This is a genomic window from Fibrobacter sp. UWH6 (assembly GCF_900142465.1).
In the GTDB taxonomy this organism is placed as follows: domain Bacteria; phylum Fibrobacterota; class Fibrobacteria; order Fibrobacterales; family Fibrobacteraceae; genus Fibrobacter.
In genome coordinates this window covers 159,119-175,778 of record NZ_FRAX01000001.1, presented here as the reverse complement: position 1 = coordinate 175,778, position 16,660 = coordinate 159,119, and the positions used below count along the sequence as shown (strand labels likewise).

The following is a 16,660-nucleotide window of genomic DNA, read 5'->3' as shown; positions in this document are numbered from 1 at the left end:
AATTACCCCTTGGAAAGGGTCAAGAGCACTGCGCCGGCGAGAATTACAAATGTCGCCAGCAGAAGTTTGATGCGTTCCTTGGCAGTCTTGTATTCGCCAAAGACAATCACACCCCAGCAAAGGTTCACCAGCAAATTAAGCTGAGTCAAGGGATAGCCAACGGCATATCCCAAGGAACCGCCTGCAGCAATAGGAGCGATAGCCCAGAAGCAACCGTGCATGCCAAAAGTCCAAAGGGCACCTGTACCCACGCAAATGAGGCTGGGCACCAGCGGGAAATCAAAAGCCTTCTTACGTTTGAGCATGAGGATGCCCACCAGAATCTGGCTTCCCACAAAGATGCCGATAGAAAGGGGGCACATAAATTCCAGGTCGGAAAGCTGAAGGCCATGGGCAGTCGCTATTTTGAAAGGTATGAGGTAAGTACCGAAAACAAAACCGCCCAAAAAAGAACGCCAGTTCTTAAAAACGGAGCCTCCTGAGGAAGGCGTCAAGCGGGACAGGCCCACCAGAAAGCATACAATCGCCGGGATGGACAACGCAAAGTTGGAAGGTTCACCAAACAGCAGAACACCGGAAAGGAAGGAAGCCAGGATGCTCACTCCCATGGCACGGACACCTGCTCCAGCAAGGTCAGCCTCGGCTTGAACCGCCCAGAAGCTGAAAGCCCCGCCTGCCACCCACAAAAGACCGCAAAGCAGGCCCATGGGGTTCAAGTTGAAAGATCCTGTCACAAAGGCAATCACCAGGGAACAAATTAACGCCCCCGTGGTCATCATGGAAAGGAAGGACCAGGAAGAATAGGAAGACCATTTCTTCAGCGGCACCATGTAGGAGCCAAATATGAAAATGGCGAGCAGCGCGCCAATATAACTATTTCCCAATGCAGAACCCCGCAAAGATGGATTGTAAAACGTCTTCAGATGAGATTTCGCCGGTAATGCTCTGGAGGGCGCGGCGAACGATTTGCATTTCAAAGGCCAGCAGTTCTACTGCGGGATTGGAACGCAACTGTAGAAGCACGCGATCGATGCCGGCAAGAGCATCTTCGAGGCAGGCCTTTTCGCGTTCGCTTGTGATCCAGAGGTCTTCGGAATTTTCGCGATTCTTGAAAAGGCGGGCGTTGAGAGCGGATTTAAGTTCAGCGAGACCTGCGCCTGTTTTTGAAGATATGGCAAGTTGCCCCTGAACCGAGTTCAGAGCGACATCCCTAGAAAGGTCAGCCTTCGTTTGCAGAACAAGATCCGGATGAACATTCATGCCTACTGGATCCTTCACCCCTTCGGGGTTCAGGATGACGCTAGTTGTTCCATCAACTAACAAGATTTTCATATCCGCTTCAGCCAAAATTTGCTTACTCTTTTCCATGCTTAAGGCATCCAGAGCGTCGGCAGCCTTTTCGGCAAGGCCAGCGGTATCCACCAGACGGATTTCGCCACCATCCAGGAACAGACGGACTTCCACGAAGTCGCGGGTGGTTCCCGCAATGTCACTGACAAGAATACGGTCTTCACCTAGCAATGCATTTACCAAGCTGGACTTACCTGCATTAGGGGCTCCATACAAGACCACCAGAGGCAAGCGGCCCACTTCAGCCTTGCCGCGGAAACTATCCAGAATTCCCTGAACCGACTGGCGAATGGCCACAAAGCGGGTTTCCCAGCCAGCGTAATCCGGATCCGCCTCTTCTTCGGCGAAATCCACATCCAGTTCCATGCGGGCAGAAATATCCTTCACCTGCTCGGTGAGGGCAGAAACCTTTTTAGAAAGGGCGCCTCCCAGCAAACGGTGGGCGTTTTCCAATTCGGAACGGTTTGCGCTGTGAATCACGTCAGCCACAGACTCCGCCTGGGTCAAGTCCATCTTCCCGTTCAAAAAAGCTCGACGGGTATATTCACCCGGTTCAGCCAGGCGCACCCCCTCTACCATTCGGCAAGCCTGAAGCAGGTCACGGACAATTAGGGGATTGCCATGGGGGTAAAGTTCCAGGACATCTTCGCCAGTATAAGAATTGGGACCTTCAAAATACAAGTACAGCAGACTATCAATCACAGCCCCGGCACGGCATCCACCTTCAACAGAAGCTGGCCACTTGGCTGTACCCAGTTTTGCCATGTGGGATTTAAGCCCAGCCACGGCCTTTTCACCAAAGAGGGTCTTCACCACGGATTTCACCTGGGGGCCGCTGACACGAATGGCAGCCACGGCACTTACGCCGTTGGGGGTCATCGGGGCTACAATAGTCTGTTTTTCCATGGTGTGAAAAATAGAAATTCATTTTTCTCTGTCCAATACAACAAAATGGACCATTGACGGAATTGTGTTAACTGTGATTTACGGCAAATCATGCTTACAAAAAACTTCCACAAATTGGCAAGACTAATACATTTTTATTACTCGGCTATATTCACTATTGGAATGCTGATTTTATTATCTAGATTCCCTACATATGAGTCAGTTCAAGATTATTTCTCGCCCCCTGGGTACTGTCCAGTGTTATGTATTGCAGCGCGATGACGGTGCAGAATTCGAAATCCTTAGCGGCTACGGTGGAGGCCTTAACGCCTGGCGCGTACCCGTAAACGAAAAACACGGCGAACTGCTTGATCTATTGTTCGGTTACCGCGACGGTTCCACCATCCACCAGGTGGGCCCTGATACCAACGCCGGCTGCCGACTGACCCCCTTCCCGGGAAGAACCGGTTTTGCCAAATTCAACTGGAACGGCAACGAATACCAGCTGGAAAACAACGTTAGCTGGGCTCCCCACGCCCTTCATGGTTTCTTGCAGAACAGGGAATGGACTTTCCAGAGTTTTGAAAGCGATAACGACTGCTGCACAGCAGTATTCACTTGCGACTGGTCTGGCGCCTACGCCGGCTTCCCCTTCCCCTTCCGCGCCACCAACACCATCATCTACACAGGTGAAAAGGTGACCATCTACTCCAAGGTCGAAAACCTGGGCCAGAAGGACATGCCCTATTCCGAAGGTTGGCACCCCTACTTCAGCCTGGGCGAAAAGATTGACGAACTAACCCTCTCCATGCCTGTGACAAATCTGGCCGTGCTGGATTCCGCAGACCTCCCCACCGGCAACTTCAAGGAAGACACCCGTTTCGTCCCGTCTCGCAAGATTTCCGATGAATTCATCAATGACTGTTTCTGCCTGGGCAAGGAATTCGCCCAGACTCCCGCCGATGCAGATTTCATCAACAACGCACACGTTTTGCTGGAAAGCGAGAAGTACCTGCTGGACATCTGGCAGCGCGCCGGTATCGAACAGTATAACGCCATCCAGATGTACACTCCCCCCGACCGCATGAGCATCGCCATCGAGCCCATGACCACGGAACCGGATGCCCTGAACCATCACCGCGGTCTCATCGTGATTCCTCCGGGCGAATCCCGCACTTTTGAGTTCGGCTTCAACTTTATTGAGAAATAGCTTTTCTATTTCGCAACACACTTAAAGAAAATGGCTTTTTTCGAAAGAAAACGCCATTTTTTTCATTAAAAAGTTTGTTGTGTTCCATTCAACGTTATTACAACATAGAACATCAAAAAAAGAATTTTCTCCTCTCAGGAATATAATTTTAGTCAAGTAAATCTTTTTGTATGGAGTGTTTATGAATATCAAGAAATCCCTCTTGGCATTTGGCTTGGCTGCAACTGCAGCTATTCTGACAACAGCATGCTCAGACGATTCTAGCAGCGGTCCTGAAGAACAGACTACCGTTGTGGGAGATGATCCCGCCGCCACACCTAGCGACAGCACCGGCACACCTTCTGGCACTCCTACCGACACATCTAACACGACCATCGATACCACTGCAGTATCTGACAACGGAAACGAAGGAAACAACACTCCGATTACCAACGTGCCCGGAACCTTCAGCTACGCTCCGGTTACAGAAGGAGCTACTGCTAGCGCCCAGAAGCTTTACAACTTCCTCGCCACCAACTTCGGTTCTCGTACAGTTTCCGGTGTTCAGACCGGTGACGTCAACACAGCCACCGTCAAGGAAATGATCGACGTCAAGGCCGTATACGAAGCCGCAGGCAAATATCCCGCGCTGGTGGGTTTTGACTTCCTGTTCGCAAACGGTGTCAATGCCGGAGATGCATGGTACAAGAGTTATACAAAGATGGCTGTGGAAGCAGCAGCGGACCTTTGGAAGCAGGGCGGTATTCCGGCCTTCTCCTGGCACTGGAAGGACCCCAGCCACGCTATCGACGCCTTCTACACCAAGAAGGGTAACGCCAGCGAATTTACCACTTTTGACTACGCTGCAGGTTTTAAGGCAGGAACCACCGAATGGGACGAAACATCCGAAGCCTACCAGCAGATTGTCGCCGACATTGATGAAATTTCTGAATACTTCCTCCAGCTTCAGGAACAGGGCGTAGCTGCAATCTTCCGTCCCCTTCATGAATCCGGTGGAGCCTGGTTCTGGTGGAGCGCCACCGACAAGATGCACCAGGGCGCAGAATACGCAGCCCTCTATCGTCTCGTTTATGACCGCATGGTCAAGGTCAACGGCGTAAAGAACCTGGTATGGGTGTGGAATGCAGAAAAGACAATCTTCAGCGATGCAACGTGGGATCCGGGTAGTGCCTATTACGACGTGTTCTCCGTAGACATCTACAACAAGTCCTATGACTATCAGAGCAACGCAGCTGTATTCAGCAACATGAAGACTATTCATGGCGACAAGATCATCGCACTCTCTGAAAATGGTCCTATCCCTGACGCATCCCTGATGCACGCCGACAACGCCGTCTGGAGCTGGAACATGCCTTGGTATGAAAGCTGGGACGGCAAGTACGTCAGCAAGACCAAGAACACCGTCTGGGCAGCAAACCTGGCAGATCCTTGCGTATTCGCCCTGGAAGACATGCCCGGTTGGGACAATTACACCATCAGCAACGCTCCTGCAGCAGCATGCGTCGTCGGATACGCCCTTGCAGACCTGGATACCGCCGTTGAAAAGGCACCCCTCGTGCTTCCTGAAGACATCGCCACCAATGGATACTTGCAGGTTGTCATGACAGCAAGTTCTCCAGAAGACACCGTTCGCGGCAACGTAGTCCTCCACGGAGGTTCCGTCGTCGACCTGTCCAAGGCAACCAAGCTCACATTCAATGTTGACAATTCCAATAACGGAGACGGTCTGTGGTTCACCATCGCCTTCATGGACTCCAAGTGGAAATGGGCTCAGCCCGACGGCTGCTGGATTAACGGCGGCGCCAAGGAAGCCTGTGAAATTGATCTTGCAACAACAGCCGCAAACCAGACCGTTCTTGAAGGTGAAGAACTGACAGCCTATCTCGCAGACGTTTCCACAATCCTCCTGGAAATTTCCACCCCGGGTGTAAACGGAACGATTTTCTACGACGATGTTGTCGCAGACGACGGAACAGCTTTGAGCGATTTCAACAAACCCGCCACAGTTGAAGTCCAGGAAGGACAGTTCATGGACGCAACCATTATCGGTGGCGCACAGTAATCCCTTTTTCTACAAAGGTAAAAGTTTATGCTTCGGGATAAAATTCCGAAGCATTTTTTGTTTTGATAAAAAAAAAAGAACACTTTGATTTAAACTACCAAAATAAATTATATTAACTCTGTTGTTTGGTATTTTTGCGTCTCTGAAGACGCTTGTTTGGAGTATACTTATGAACAAAATTTTAAAAAAAGCTTTAGCGCTTTCCCTGGTGGGCGGCGCCTTTTTCGCAACTTCAGCCATGGCCGCAAACGGCGATGGTTATAAAATGAGCATTTGCGCAAACGACAAGAGCAAGCTCTGCTACAACGGCAATGAAGTATTTCTCAACGGTATGAATATCGCCTGGTGGAACTTCAGCCAGGACGTTGGTAAGGACGCCAACGGCAAGCTGATGACCATCGACGAAAATGCAGTCCGTAAGGATTTGAAGGATCTTCGCGCTGCAGGCGGTAACTCCATTCGTTGGTGGCTTTTCACCAACAACACCATGGACCCAAGCTTTGATCCCACCACCCATTACGCCACAGGCATCGAAGAACAGACCATCAAGAACGTCGGTATGGTTCTGGATATCGCCGAAGAATACGGCATCGTGGTAGACCTCTGCCTTCTTTCCTTCGACATGATGAAGAAGGACTACGAAAGCACAACAAGTTGGGGCGGTCGTTTTGACTTTACCGCCAACGAATTGATTCTTAAGGAAGAAGCCGCAACACAGGCTTTCATTGACAAGGCTGTGCTTCCGCTGGTAAAGGCATACAAGAATCATCCCGCACTCCTCGCCTGGGAAGTGTTTAACGAACCGGAAGGTATGACTAGTACCGAAAACTTCGGTAACGGCTGGGGCACCGAACTGGTGGATATCAAGTATATCCAGCGCGTCATCAACATGACCGCAGACGCCATCCATAAAGAAGCCCCCAACAACCTGGTTTCTAACGGTAGCGCCCGCTTCACCATGACTAGCGACAAATGCGGCAAGAACTACTACACCGACGCCATGCTGTTGGCCGCCGGCGAAAACAAGTACCCCAAGGGAACCCTGGACTTCTACCAAGTTCACTACTATCCCGAATGGAATCCCAACAGCGCAAGTCCCTTCCACAACCCATACAGCTACTACATGCTGGACAAGCCCATGGTGGTAGGCGAGCTCCCGGGTGCTGACTGGGTGAACGTGAACACCAGTGGTGGCAACCTCAGCAGCGACCCTGCTGGATCTCGCCAGATGACCATTGCAGATGCTTACACCTACGCATTCAAGAACGGCTATTCCGGCGCCATGGGCTGGACACTCCATGAAGAAGCCGGCAACAGTTTCTACCTGAACGCCATCTGGAGCCTCGCCAATTCCGCAGAAGCACTAACCACCATCTACAAGTTAGATTCCAGCAAGGTCAAGCTCTCTGACTTTGCAGCATCCGCTAGCGGACAAAACGGCTGGATGAAAGTCACCTACGCAGGCGTTGATGCTTCCGAAGGTGCAAACCTGACTTATAACTTTGCAACCAACCTGGGAACAGCAAAGGCTATTACCTTCACCGTAAAGAACAGCTCTACCAGCGATCTTCAGTATACCATGGCATTGAAGACTAACGCCAGCGACACTCATACCGCATGGGGCTGGTACAATGCCAACAGTTACTGCGACGTAGCAGCAGGCGAAACCGCAACTTGCACCTTCCCCATCGACAAGTTCGCCTACTGGGAAGACGACTTCCCCATCACCAGCAATCTAGGCAACCTCAGCCAAGTCATTATCAAGATGACTACGGATGCCTTCAGCGGCGAAGTTCTAATCGACAATGTCGTTGTTGACGACGGCGCAATCGTCATCAACAACTTCGATACAGAATTCGACACATTCTCCCCGGAACAGGCTACCATTACCAAGGTGGAAACTTACTTTGACGGAACTCCGGCAACGACAGCAATCAAGGCTACCGCAGCAGCACCTGCTACAAAGATGTCTGTAAACGGAAACAGCATCATGTTCACTGCCGCTTCCGCGGGCCTGGTTAACGTAGATGTGTTCGGTATGAACGGCAAGCGCGTCGCCACCCTCTATCGCGGAACCCTGTCTGCAGGCACCCACGCATTCGATATGACCGACATGTCCAAGGGTCAGTACATCGTACGCGTCAAGGGCGCAGGCATCACCGCAACCCAGCCGATCATCATCAAGTAATTCATCAAGTTTGATGTGTGGGAAAACGTCGCGGGACACCGCGGCGTTTTTTTCTAAAAGAATATGTATACATGGAGTTTTGGAATGAACATGTTTAAACAAGCCCCGTTTTTTGGATTGGCCGCCCTGGTTTCGGCCAACGCCGCAGCAATTCGCCTAGAAGCCGAAGACGCCGTTCTCGCCGACGACCATAAAGTTGAAGTTGTTTCCAAGGCAGGCGTTTCTGGAGGCTCTTATGTGGCTATGAAAGAGGGCAATTTGGAATTCAAGGTGAACGTTCCTGAAACAGGTTATTACACCCTGTGGGCCAATTACATGCTCCCTACCGACGGGACTGACAAAATTCAGAACTTGACTATCAACGGAATCTCCGCAGGTCAAATTTCCTTCGGCATGAACGACGAGTTTTCCACCATCAAGGGTGCAGGAAAAATCAAGCTGAACAAGGGCGACAACACCATCGGTATTGTACATTCCTGGGGCTGGGTGAATCTGGACTACATCGAGCTTACCGAATACGAAGCGGCCCCATTCAGTCTGAGCGCAAGTCCCGTGACACCGGAACCTACCGAAAGCGCACAGAAGCTCTATAACTTCCTGCTGACAAATTTTGGAAAGCGAGTCATTAGCGGCGTCATGACGGAACGTCCCTTCGAAAATGACGGTAGGTACACGCCTCAGACTTACGAAACTCAGACTGAATTGAAGTACATCGCAGATGCCTCCGGCAAGAACGTGGTGCTGGTAGGTTTTGACTTCTTGCACGCCAGCGGCAGCGGCTCCGACGGCATGTGGCATCAGGGCTACACCCACGCCACCCTGGAAATGGCAAAGTACGTCTGGAAGCAGGGAGGCATCCCTCAATTTAACTGGCACTGGAAAGACCCCATGTGGGATGTGGAAGCCTTCTACACCGAGTCCAGCGGAAACGATCCATTCACCACATTCAGCGTCACCAAGGCTTACGACCTGACTACCAAAAAGTGGAAAACAGAATCCGACGAATACAAGGCCATTGTCCGCGATCTGGAAATGATTGCCGACAGCCTTCACACTTTACAGGAAGCCGGTGTTGCCGTATTGTGGCGCCCCCTTCACGAAGCCGCCGGTAAGTGGTTCTGGTGGGGTACCGATGGTGCCGAAGCCTGCGTCGCCCTTTATCGTTTGATGTTCGATATTTTCGTCAACAAGAAAGACCTGCATAATCTCATTTGGGTCTGGACCACCGACGAAGCCAAGGACGCCATCGATTGGTACCCTGGCGACGAATACGTAGACGTTGTGGGCCGCGATTACTATTACTATCCTCGCGAAGCAAACCACTCCAGCCTGGTGGGCAGTTTTGAAACCGTGAAGGATATTTACGGCGGCAAGAAGATTATCGCCTTAAGTGAAAATGGTTCTGTTCCCTTCCCCGACGAAATGAAGGCCGATGGAGCCAACTGGAGCTGGTTCATGCCCTGGTACGGTGACTACGCCATGGAAGGCTGGGCAAACGACAATACGGCAGAAACCTGGAAGACCGTCATGAACAACGACTTCGTAATCACCCTGGAAGATATGCCGGGTTGGGACAAGTACGAATTGGCAGACGTGTCTGAAATTGCAAGCCTTAAGGGTAAGCAAGAGACCAAAACGAACTTTAAATCTGCAGGAACAAGACTCATAATCAAGGGAAATAAAGTTCAGGTCCACAAGGTCGATCAAAACAAGGATCAACCCCAAATTTTTGACCTTACAGGAAAGAAATTTCCCAATAACTAATTCCTTGTAAAATTAGACGATCGAAGGCCGCGAAAAACGCGGCCTTTTCTGCAATCTTTATTAAAAAAAAGCATCAATTGATGCGAACTTTTCAACGATTTAAGCTTTTCGAGGCGATCTTCCATTTAAAAATTCGGTTTTCAAATATAGATTTAAGGCGGTTTAATTAAGGAGTGTTTATGGGATTACATTTTAACAGCGCTATCAAGAGCGCATTCTCTTTCGTTGCCTTCATGGGGCTCGCCACAGCAAGCTTTGCAGCAACCACCGCCACCAAGTATGAAGCCGAAGATCAGCCCGGCGTAACAGCCGCCGACATCAAGGAAGACGCCAGTTTTTCTGGTGGCAAGTATGCGGTTCCCGGTTCTGACGGAATGACGTTCTCCATCAAGGTTGACGAAACTGCCATCTATAAGGTGACCACCCAGGTTCTGATTAAACAGTACGACTGGACCACCTCCAAAATCATGGTCAATGGGGAGCAGGCTGGTTCTGAATTGACCACACCCCGCAACTGCGATTCCGCCTACGTCGTATCCGCCACTTCTAAGATGAAGGCTGGCGAGAATACGGTTACCGTCGGCAATGCCTCCATCGGCGTAGACTACATTATCGTGGAACGGGTTCCTGATCCGGAATTCAAGATTAGTGCATTGCCCGTAACTCCCGGCGCCACCGAAAGCGCCATGAAGGTCAAGACCTTCCTCCGCGACAACTTCATGAAGAAGACTATCAGCGGCATGATGATCAGCGACCAGAATTTCAACTATGATTACGGCAACATGAAGTTGCTTTCCGCCGCAGAATGCACTCCTGCAGACTCCTGTAAGTTCTTGAATGGTGAAGATACCTGGAAAGGCCAGACCGACATCGACGAATTTTACAAGCGTTCCGGCCACTATCCTGCTATCGGTGGTTTTGACATGCTCTTCGCTGCAGGCGGGCATCACGAAGAAGGATGGTTCCGGGGCTATACAGAAAACAATCTGGTCATGACCGAAGACCTGTGGAGCATGGGCGGCATCCCCACATACACCTGGCATTGGAAGGTGGGCGAAGACACCGTTTTCTACACCCAGATGCAGGGTTTCAAGAATGCAGGCTGTACCGAAGACGTTGCTGGAACCGCAGAAAACAACACCTGTTTCAACTACACCAAGGCATTCAAGACGGAATCCGTATGTACGGATATGGACTCCACCAAAAACGAATGCAAAGCAACCAAGACAGTATGCCTTGACGCCGACCCCACTTCCGAGGTATACAAGGACATCATTGCCGATGTAGATATTGTTTCCGGTTACTTCAAGCAGCTAGAAGAAAAGGGTATTGCCGTTCTTTGGCGTCCTCTCCACGAAGCAAGTGGCGGCTGGTTCTGGTGGGGCGTCGGTTCTCCGGAATGTTATGTTCAGCTGTGGCATCTTGTATTCAACCGCATGGTTAACGTAAACAAGAACAGGAACCTGATCTGGGTCTGGAACATCAATACCGATCCTAAGTTTGGTTACGACTATTCTGCCCTCAATGGAGAATGGTATCCGGGAGACGAATACGTGGATATCGTTGCCGTCGACATTTACGACCCGCTGAACAACCATTATTCTGCAGCCGATTACTGGAACAAGATTATCGATGAAGTGGGCACCAATAAGATGATCGCCCTCAGCGAAAACGGCGCCATTCCCGACATCGACAGCATCGCCGAAGACAAGTCATATTGGAGCTATTGGATGACCTGGAGTCAGACATGGAGCGGAAACTTCCTGGAAAAGACTCCCGCCGATATGTGGAAGCGCAACCTGGATGACGAACGAGTAATCGCCTTGGACAATATGCCGGGCTGGGACAATGTGGTTGCAGACACCAATAGCGCAGGCGCCATCGTCGCCCCCAGTTCCATTCGCAACACCGTACCTTTCGCAAACAACATAACGGCATCCGTTCAAGAAAAAACTTTGTCTTTGTACATTCCCCAGGCAGGCCGAGGAACGGTGGCGCTGTTCGACATGATGGGCCATCGCATTGCAACTCTTGCCCAAGGCAATCTCGTTGCCGGAAGCCATCGTTTTGACCTGAGTGCACTGGCCCATGGAAGCTATGTACTCCGCGCATCTGCCGGAAAATACAGTGTTTCCAGAGTCATCAAGCTGAAATAAAAACAATTAGCGATTCCTTTTAAGCGAACCCCAAATCAACGCAGCCTAACCGCTGCGTTTTTTCGTATCTGAAAGCCCCTACAACACGCCCACGCAGCCACGCTGCATATGGCAAATTTCTATCTTTCGCCAAAACGTTTTTGGTGTGTAATTATGTCTGAAAAACATCCTCTGTATTTTACAATCCACGGCCACTTTTATCAGCCGCCCCGTGAAAACCCCTGGACCGGAGTCATCGAAAACCAGCCCAGCGCCCGTCCGTTCCACGACTGGAATGACCGCATTGCAAGTCAGTGCTATAGCCCCAACTCCGCAAGCCGTATTCTTTCCCCCAACGGCCGCATCGTAGATATCGTCAACAACTACGATTTCATGAGCTTCAACATGGGTCCCACCCTGATGGGCTGGATCCGCACCAACACTCCCGATACCTACAAGCGCATTCAGGAAGCTGACAAGAGAAGCATTGAACGTTTGGGCCACGGTAACGCCATCGCCCAGGTGTACAACCACATCATCATGCCTCTTGCTTCCGAACAAGACAAGAAGACCCAGATTGAATGGGGTATCGAAGACTTTAAGTTCCATTTCGGACGTATGCCCGAAGCCATGTGGCTGGCAGAAACAGCCATCAACTTCAAAACGGTTGTGGCCCTCATCAAGGCCGGCATCAAGTTCACCATTCTCTCCCCCACCCAGGCAGATAGCTTCCGCAAGTTGGGCAGCGAAGAATGGCAAGGTTGCTCCAACACCGATATCGACACCACCCGCCCCTACCGCATCTACCCCCGCGACAAGGAAGGCAACCTGGTGTGCGACGGCTACCTGGATGTATTTTTCTACAACCCCTGGCTTTCTTCTGCAGTGGGTTTCGAACACCTGCTCCGTGACGCAGGCACCTTCGGCAACAAGATCAAGAGCGCCTGGGATGAAAATCGCAAAGACGCACAGTTGGTAAGCATCGGTACCGATGGCGAATCCTACGGACACCACGAACCGTTCGGCGACATGTGCGCTGCCTGGCTCTATAACCACTTTGCACCCGAGAACAACATGGTTCCCGTGAACTACGGTTGGTTCCTGGAAAAGTTCCCACCCCAGCACGAAGTCCTTCTGAAGAATTTCCATAGCGAAGGTTGCGCCTGGAGTTGCGCCCACGGCGTTGGCCGCTGGTACCGCGATTGCGGTTGCTGCACTGGCGGTGGCCCCGATTGGAACCAGAAGTGGCGCGGTCCTCTCCGCGACGCCTTCAACCACCTGAAGAAACTGGCAGACGACGTTTTTGTCCGCGAATTCGAAAAGATTTCCGACGTAAACCCCTGGGACGCACGTAACAACTACGTACAGACCTTGGTCGCTCCCGAAGACAAATCCCGCGTGGAAGCCTTCCTGAAAGCTACAGTAAAGAACCCCTCCAACGAAGCACAGTGCGCCCGCGCCATCCGCCTTCTCGAAATCCAGAAGTTCTGCCTGTTCAGCTTCACCAGCTGCGGTTGGTTCTTCAACGATATCGAAGGTCTGGAACCGGTGCAGAACATGCGTTACGCCCTCCGCGCCATGGAACTGCTGGAACCGTTCCTGCCCTACGGCCACCATATCCGTAACGAGTTCATTAGCATCCTCGCCCGCGCCACCAGTAACGAACACAAGTGGAACGGTGCCGAAGTCTTTACCCGCTATGCCGAAGAACAGGTTCCCGTGGTTGTCAAGGAAATGGCAGAACGTGCCGCCATCTTCCACCTGGACCTGGAAGACGGTTACGACAACAAGGATGCCCGCATCACTGCGACAAAGATTGCTTCCCGCCGTCGTCAGACTCTGGTCCGTGCAGAATTCAACGACAAGTTCGTCGGCGAATCCCGAGTATCCTCCGTTCTTGCCATTACCGACCAGTTGGGCCGAATCAACCTGGTGGTTGCCGATGGCGAAAACGAACAGAACGGTCTTAAGTTCGTAGAAGATCCCAATATGGGAACCGAACAGCTCCAGGAAATGTACCCCACCGCCTATGTGGTCCGCATGCGCAACCTCATGAGCGACTCCCTGAAGCGTATCAACCAGATTTCTACCCGCAAGTACCTTTCCGGTCTTACGGAATCCTTCAGCAGTTTCGCCTTGTCCCATGGTCTTTCCATCGACAGCATGGCCGACCCCGACCATACCCTGCCCGACACCATGCGCAAGATCCTGTCTCTGGAAATCAACTCCAAGATCCACCACCTCGCCCTTTCCTATATGGAAACCGACGACAAGAAGGTCTTTGACGAAATCCACGACCTGGTTGAAGAAGCTACTGCATTGAACACCCACTTCTCCTTCGGCGGTACCGGACGTATGTTCCACGCCAAGTTGGTGGAACTGATTGATGCAGTCTCCGTCAAACTGGATAAGAAGTCCGTCAGCCACATCACCGGCCTCATTACCGTGGCCGACTGGCTCCGTCTGGGCATCGACAAGACAAGCCTCGAGAACAAGGTATTCCCCTTCTTCCAGGAATACAACAAGAATCCCGAAGGCAAGCTTGCCGCCCTGAAGCCCATGTTCAGCTGGCTGAACTTTGAGGTGTAAATGTACAAGATGTCCGCAAAGCCCATGATTTCTGCACAGCAGCTCCAGACCCGCGTCAAGGAGCTGGCTACAGAAATCGGCGGATCCTTTGAATTCGACATTGTCCTTTCGGCTCTCACCGGAGCGTTCATGTTCACCACGGACCTGGTTCGCGCCATGGCCAACCCCAAGCATCAGATTAAGTTCATCAAGGCTTCTAGCTATGGTTCCGGAATGGAATCCAGCGGCAAGCTGAAGGTGAGTGGTCTGGACTTGCAGGAACTAAAGGGCAAGCGAGTACTGGTTGTGGACGACATCCTGGATACAGGCAACACCATGTTCACCTTGGTAGGCATGTTAAAGGAAGCAGGAATTACAGAGTTACGTACTTGCGTTCTTATGAATAAGGAAGAACGTCGAACTGTTGATTTCCACGCCGATTATGTCGGATTCGAGATAGCCAACGAATTCGTCGTGGGATACGGACTAGACTTTAACGAAGACTACAGAACATTGCCCGAGGTCTGGACACTGATAGAAGTTTAGTTTTGGATTAGGTGAAGAGAGAGTAATATGGCAAAAAACAAAGATTTAGATGACGTCAAGTTACACGCCACCCAAGCCTTTGAGGCGGTAGGCAGAAGCTACAACAACATTAGCCGCGGCAAGAAGTTCCTGTTGCTCCTAGTAGGATGCTTCCTGGTATTTGTCGCTGGATTCATCACTAGCAGCATTATGCACAACGTTCCTGCCAAGGGAACAATCGAAAGAGTTGCTGCCCAACCTGATCTGCCAAACAAGTGCAAGTACCGTTACGACCGCGCCATGGAATACGCCATCATGCACGAATGCGTGTTCGCCCAGGGCGCTCCCCGTAACGACAACATCCTCATCCAGCGCATAAATTACTGTACCTGCGCCCTGCAGAGCGTGCAGAAGAAGAAGCCTTACCAGAAAATGTTCGAAAACAATCTGGTTGACTTTACCTTTAAAATCCGCGAAGAAAACCTTTGCCAGGAAAACAAGGTTATTCCCACCCTCGACGACGACGAGCCCTCTAAGGATAAAAAATGAATATTGCAGACATAGAAAAATCAATTCGTGACGAAGCCGAAATTCTGGTACAGAAGGAGCCCCTCTCTGTATTGATGCTGAACGAACAAATTCTATGTCGTAACAGTTTCTGCGAAATGTTGGGTGTCACCCTTTCCTGTCAGCTGGCAGGCGAAGTCATCGACAGAGTTGAACTGGAAAAGATGTTCAGCGGGCTTTACAGCAAGTACCCCGAACTTCTGATGAGCGCCGCCAAGGACTTGCACGCCACCGTGCTCCGTGACCCCGCCTGCACCAGCTATCTGGAGCCGTTGCTGTTCTTCAAGGGTTTCCAAGGATTACAGGCATTCCGTGCCGCCCACATTTTGTGGAGCGAAGGACGCACCTTCCCCGCAAAAATGTTGCAGAGCATCATCAGCCGCAAGTTCGGCATGGACATTCATCCTGCAGCAAACATTGGATACGGAATTCTTGTTGACCACGCTACAAACATTGTCATTGGCGAAACCGCTGTCGTCGGCAACAACGTTTCCTTCCTTCATGGAGTCACCTTAGGCGGTACTGGTAACGAAATCGGCGACCGTCATCCGAAGGTTGGTAACGGTGTCATGTTGGGCGCCCATGCACAGCTTCTGGGAAACATCCATATTGGCGACGGTGCCAAGATTGGTGCGGGTGCCGTTGTGGTCAGCGACGTTCCTGCACACACAACGTACGCTGGAGTGCCTGCCGTTCAAGTTGGTCGTCCCCACGATGAAATGCCCAGCTTCAACATGGAGCAGGACTTCACCCGCGACGCATGACCAAAAAAGATCGCATCACATTCATCAACCAGAAGTTGGACGAGTTGTTTCCAAACCCGCCGATTCCCTTAAACTACCGCGATCCTTTCACCTTGTTAGTCGCGGTAGCCTTGAGTGCCCAATGTACCGACGCCCGAGTAAACCTGGTGACCGCAGAGCTCTTCAAAGTTGCCGACACTCCCGCAAAAATGGTAGCCCTCGGCGTGGATAAAATTGCGGAATACATCAAACCCTGCGGACTCTACCAGAATAAAAGCAGGAACATTTTCAAGCTGTCCCAGATTCTCGTTGAAAAATACAACGGCAAAGTCCCGCAGACCTTTGAAGAACTAGAAGCCCTCCCTGGCGTCGGCCACAAGACCGCCAGCGTCATGATGATTCACGCCTTCAAGATACCGGCCTTTCCTGTAGACACCCACATCCATCGACTGGCCGCCCGCTGGGGCTTAAGCGACGGAAGTTCCGTAGAACGTACTGAAGCAGACTTAAAGAAAATCTTTCCTCCCGAATCCTGGGAACGAAAGCATCTGCAAATAATTCTCTTCGGACGAACCTACTGCAAGGCCATGGGACACAAAGTGGATCAATGTCCCATTTGCAGCACCATCGGTTGCAAAACAAAATAAGCGAGCGTTTCCGCTC

Annotated in this window: 12 protein-coding genes; 10 read left to right on the top strand and 2 right to left on the bottom strand. The window is 51.3% G+C overall.

Going from position 1 to position 16,660, the window contains the following annotated elements; translation table 11 throughout:
• Nucleotides 1–2: 2 nt before the first annotated feature.
• Together BUB73_RS00740 and mnmE are read right to left on the bottom strand one after the other, a co-directional pair.
• A complete protein-coding gene (locus BUB73_RS00740) occupies nucleotides 3–884 on the bottom strand; it encodes a GRP family sugar transporter (RefSeq protein WP_073233690.1) in 882 nt (293 codons plus the stop codon).
• Nucleotides 874–2,256, bottom strand: coding sequence for a tRNA uridine-5-carboxymethylaminomethyl(34) synthesis GTPase MnmE (gene mnmE / locus BUB73_RS00735; protein WP_073282896.1), 1,383 nt, complete (start codon nucleotides 2,254–2,256; stop codon nucleotides 874–876). The genes BUB73_RS00740 and mnmE overlap by 11 nt, the downstream gene beginning before the upstream one ends.
• A gap of 193 nt (nucleotides 2,257–2,449) precedes the next feature.
• Here mnmE and BUB73_RS00730 point away from each other — a divergent pair, with 193 nt between their 5' ends.
• The 10 genes from BUB73_RS00730 to nth all read left to right on the top strand — a co-directional run bounded on the left by BUB73_RS00730 (nucleotide 2,450) and on the right by nth (nucleotide 16,644).
• Nucleotides 2,450–3,445: an aldose 1-epimerase gene (locus BUB73_RS00730; protein ID WP_073233686.1), complete on the top strand. Its 996-nt coding sequence runs from the start codon at nucleotides 2,450–2,452 to the stop codon at nucleotides 3,443–3,445.
• Nucleotides 3,446–3,626: 181 nt separating this feature from the next.
• On the top strand, nucleotides 3,627–5,507 hold the full coding sequence (locus BUB73_RS00725) for a glycosyl hydrolase (RefSeq protein ID WP_073282893.1): 1,881 nt from the start codon (nucleotides 3,627–3,629) through the stop codon (nucleotides 5,505–5,507).
• Nucleotides 5,508–5,676: 169 nt separating this feature from the next.
• A complete protein-coding gene (locus BUB73_RS00720) occupies nucleotides 5,677–7,695 on the top strand; it encodes a T9SS type A sorting domain-containing protein (RefSeq protein WP_073282890.1) in 2,019 nt (672 codons plus the stop codon).
• 84 nt (nucleotides 7,696–7,779) lie between these two features.
• Nucleotides 7,780–9,459: a glycosyl hydrolase gene (locus BUB73_RS00715; RefSeq protein WP_249269436.1), complete on the top strand. Its 1,680-nt coding sequence runs from the start codon at nucleotides 7,780–7,782 to the stop codon at nucleotides 9,457–9,459.
• 179 nt (nucleotides 9,460–9,638) lie between these two features.
• Entirely contained in the window at nucleotides 9,639–11,615 is a 1,977-nt protein-coding gene (locus tag BUB73_RS00710; protein WP_073282887.1) for a glycosyl hydrolase, read from the top strand.
• A 153-nt stretch (nucleotides 11,616–11,768) separates the two neighbouring features.
• Complete coding sequence (locus BUB73_RS00705) at nucleotides 11,769–14,183, top strand: DUF3536 domain-containing protein (protein WP_073282884.1); 2,415 nt, start codon at nucleotides 11,769–11,771, stop codon at nucleotides 14,181–14,183.
• On the top strand, nucleotides 14,184–14,708 hold the full coding sequence (gene hpt / locus BUB73_RS00700) for a hypoxanthine phosphoribosyltransferase (protein WP_073233676.1): 525 nt from the start codon (nucleotides 14,184–14,186) through the stop codon (nucleotides 14,706–14,708).
• Nucleotides 14,709–14,735: 27 nt separating this feature from the next.
• Nucleotides 14,736–15,236, top strand: coding sequence for a hypothetical protein (locus tag BUB73_RS00695; protein ID WP_073155911.1), 501 nt, complete (start codon nucleotides 14,736–14,738; stop codon nucleotides 15,234–15,236).
• A complete protein-coding gene (cysE, locus tag BUB73_RS00690) occupies nucleotides 15,233–16,018 on the top strand; it encodes a serine O-acetyltransferase (RefSeq protein WP_073155908.1) in 786 nt (261 codons plus the stop codon). The genes BUB73_RS00695 and cysE overlap by 4 nt, the downstream gene beginning before the upstream one ends.
• A complete protein-coding gene (nth, locus tag BUB73_RS00685) occupies nucleotides 16,015–16,644 on the top strand; it encodes an endonuclease III (protein WP_073155905.1) in 630 nt (209 codons plus the stop codon). Before cysE ends, nth begins: the two co-directional genes overlap by 4 nt.
• Nucleotides 16,645–16,660: the final 16 nt, after the last annotated feature.

Coding starts and splice junctions, on each gene's coding strand:
- mnmE (WP_073282896.1), bottom strand. CDS start 2,256: ATGGAAAAACAGACTATTGTAGCCCCGATGACCCCCAACGGCGTAAGT.
- BUB73_RS00730 (WP_073233686.1), top strand. CDS start 2,450: ATGAGTCAGTTCAAGATTATTTCTCGCCCCCTGGGTACTGTCCAGTGT.
- BUB73_RS00725 (WP_073282893.1), top strand. CDS start 3,627: ATGAATATCAAGAAATCCCTCTTGGCATTTGGCTTGGCTGCAACTGCA.
- BUB73_RS00720 (WP_073282890.1), top strand. CDS start 5,677: ATGAACAAAATTTTAAAAAAAGCTTTAGCGCTTTCCCTGGTGGGCGGC.
- BUB73_RS00715 (WP_249269436.1), top strand. CDS start 7,780: ATGAACATGTTTAAACAAGCCCCGTTTTTTGGATTGGCCGCCCTGGTT.
- BUB73_RS00710 (WP_073282887.1), top strand. CDS start 9,639: ATGGGATTACATTTTAACAGCGCTATCAAGAGCGCATTCTCTTTCGTT.
- BUB73_RS00705 (WP_073282884.1), top strand. CDS start 11,769: ATGTCTGAAAAACATCCTCTGTATTTTACAATCCACGGCCACTTTTAT.
- hpt (WP_073233676.1), top strand. CDS start 14,184: ATGTACAAGATGTCCGCAAAGCCCATGATTTCTGCACAGCAGCTCCAG.
- BUB73_RS00695 (WP_073155911.1), top strand. CDS start 14,736: ATGGCAAAAAACAAAGATTTAGATGACGTCAAGTTACACGCCACCCAA.
- cysE (WP_073155908.1), top strand. CDS start 15,233: ATGAATATTGCAGACATAGAAAAATCAATTCGTGACGAAGCCGAAATT.
- nth (WP_073155905.1), top strand. CDS start 16,015: ATGACCAAAAAAGATCGCATCACATTCATCAACCAGAAGTTGGACGAG.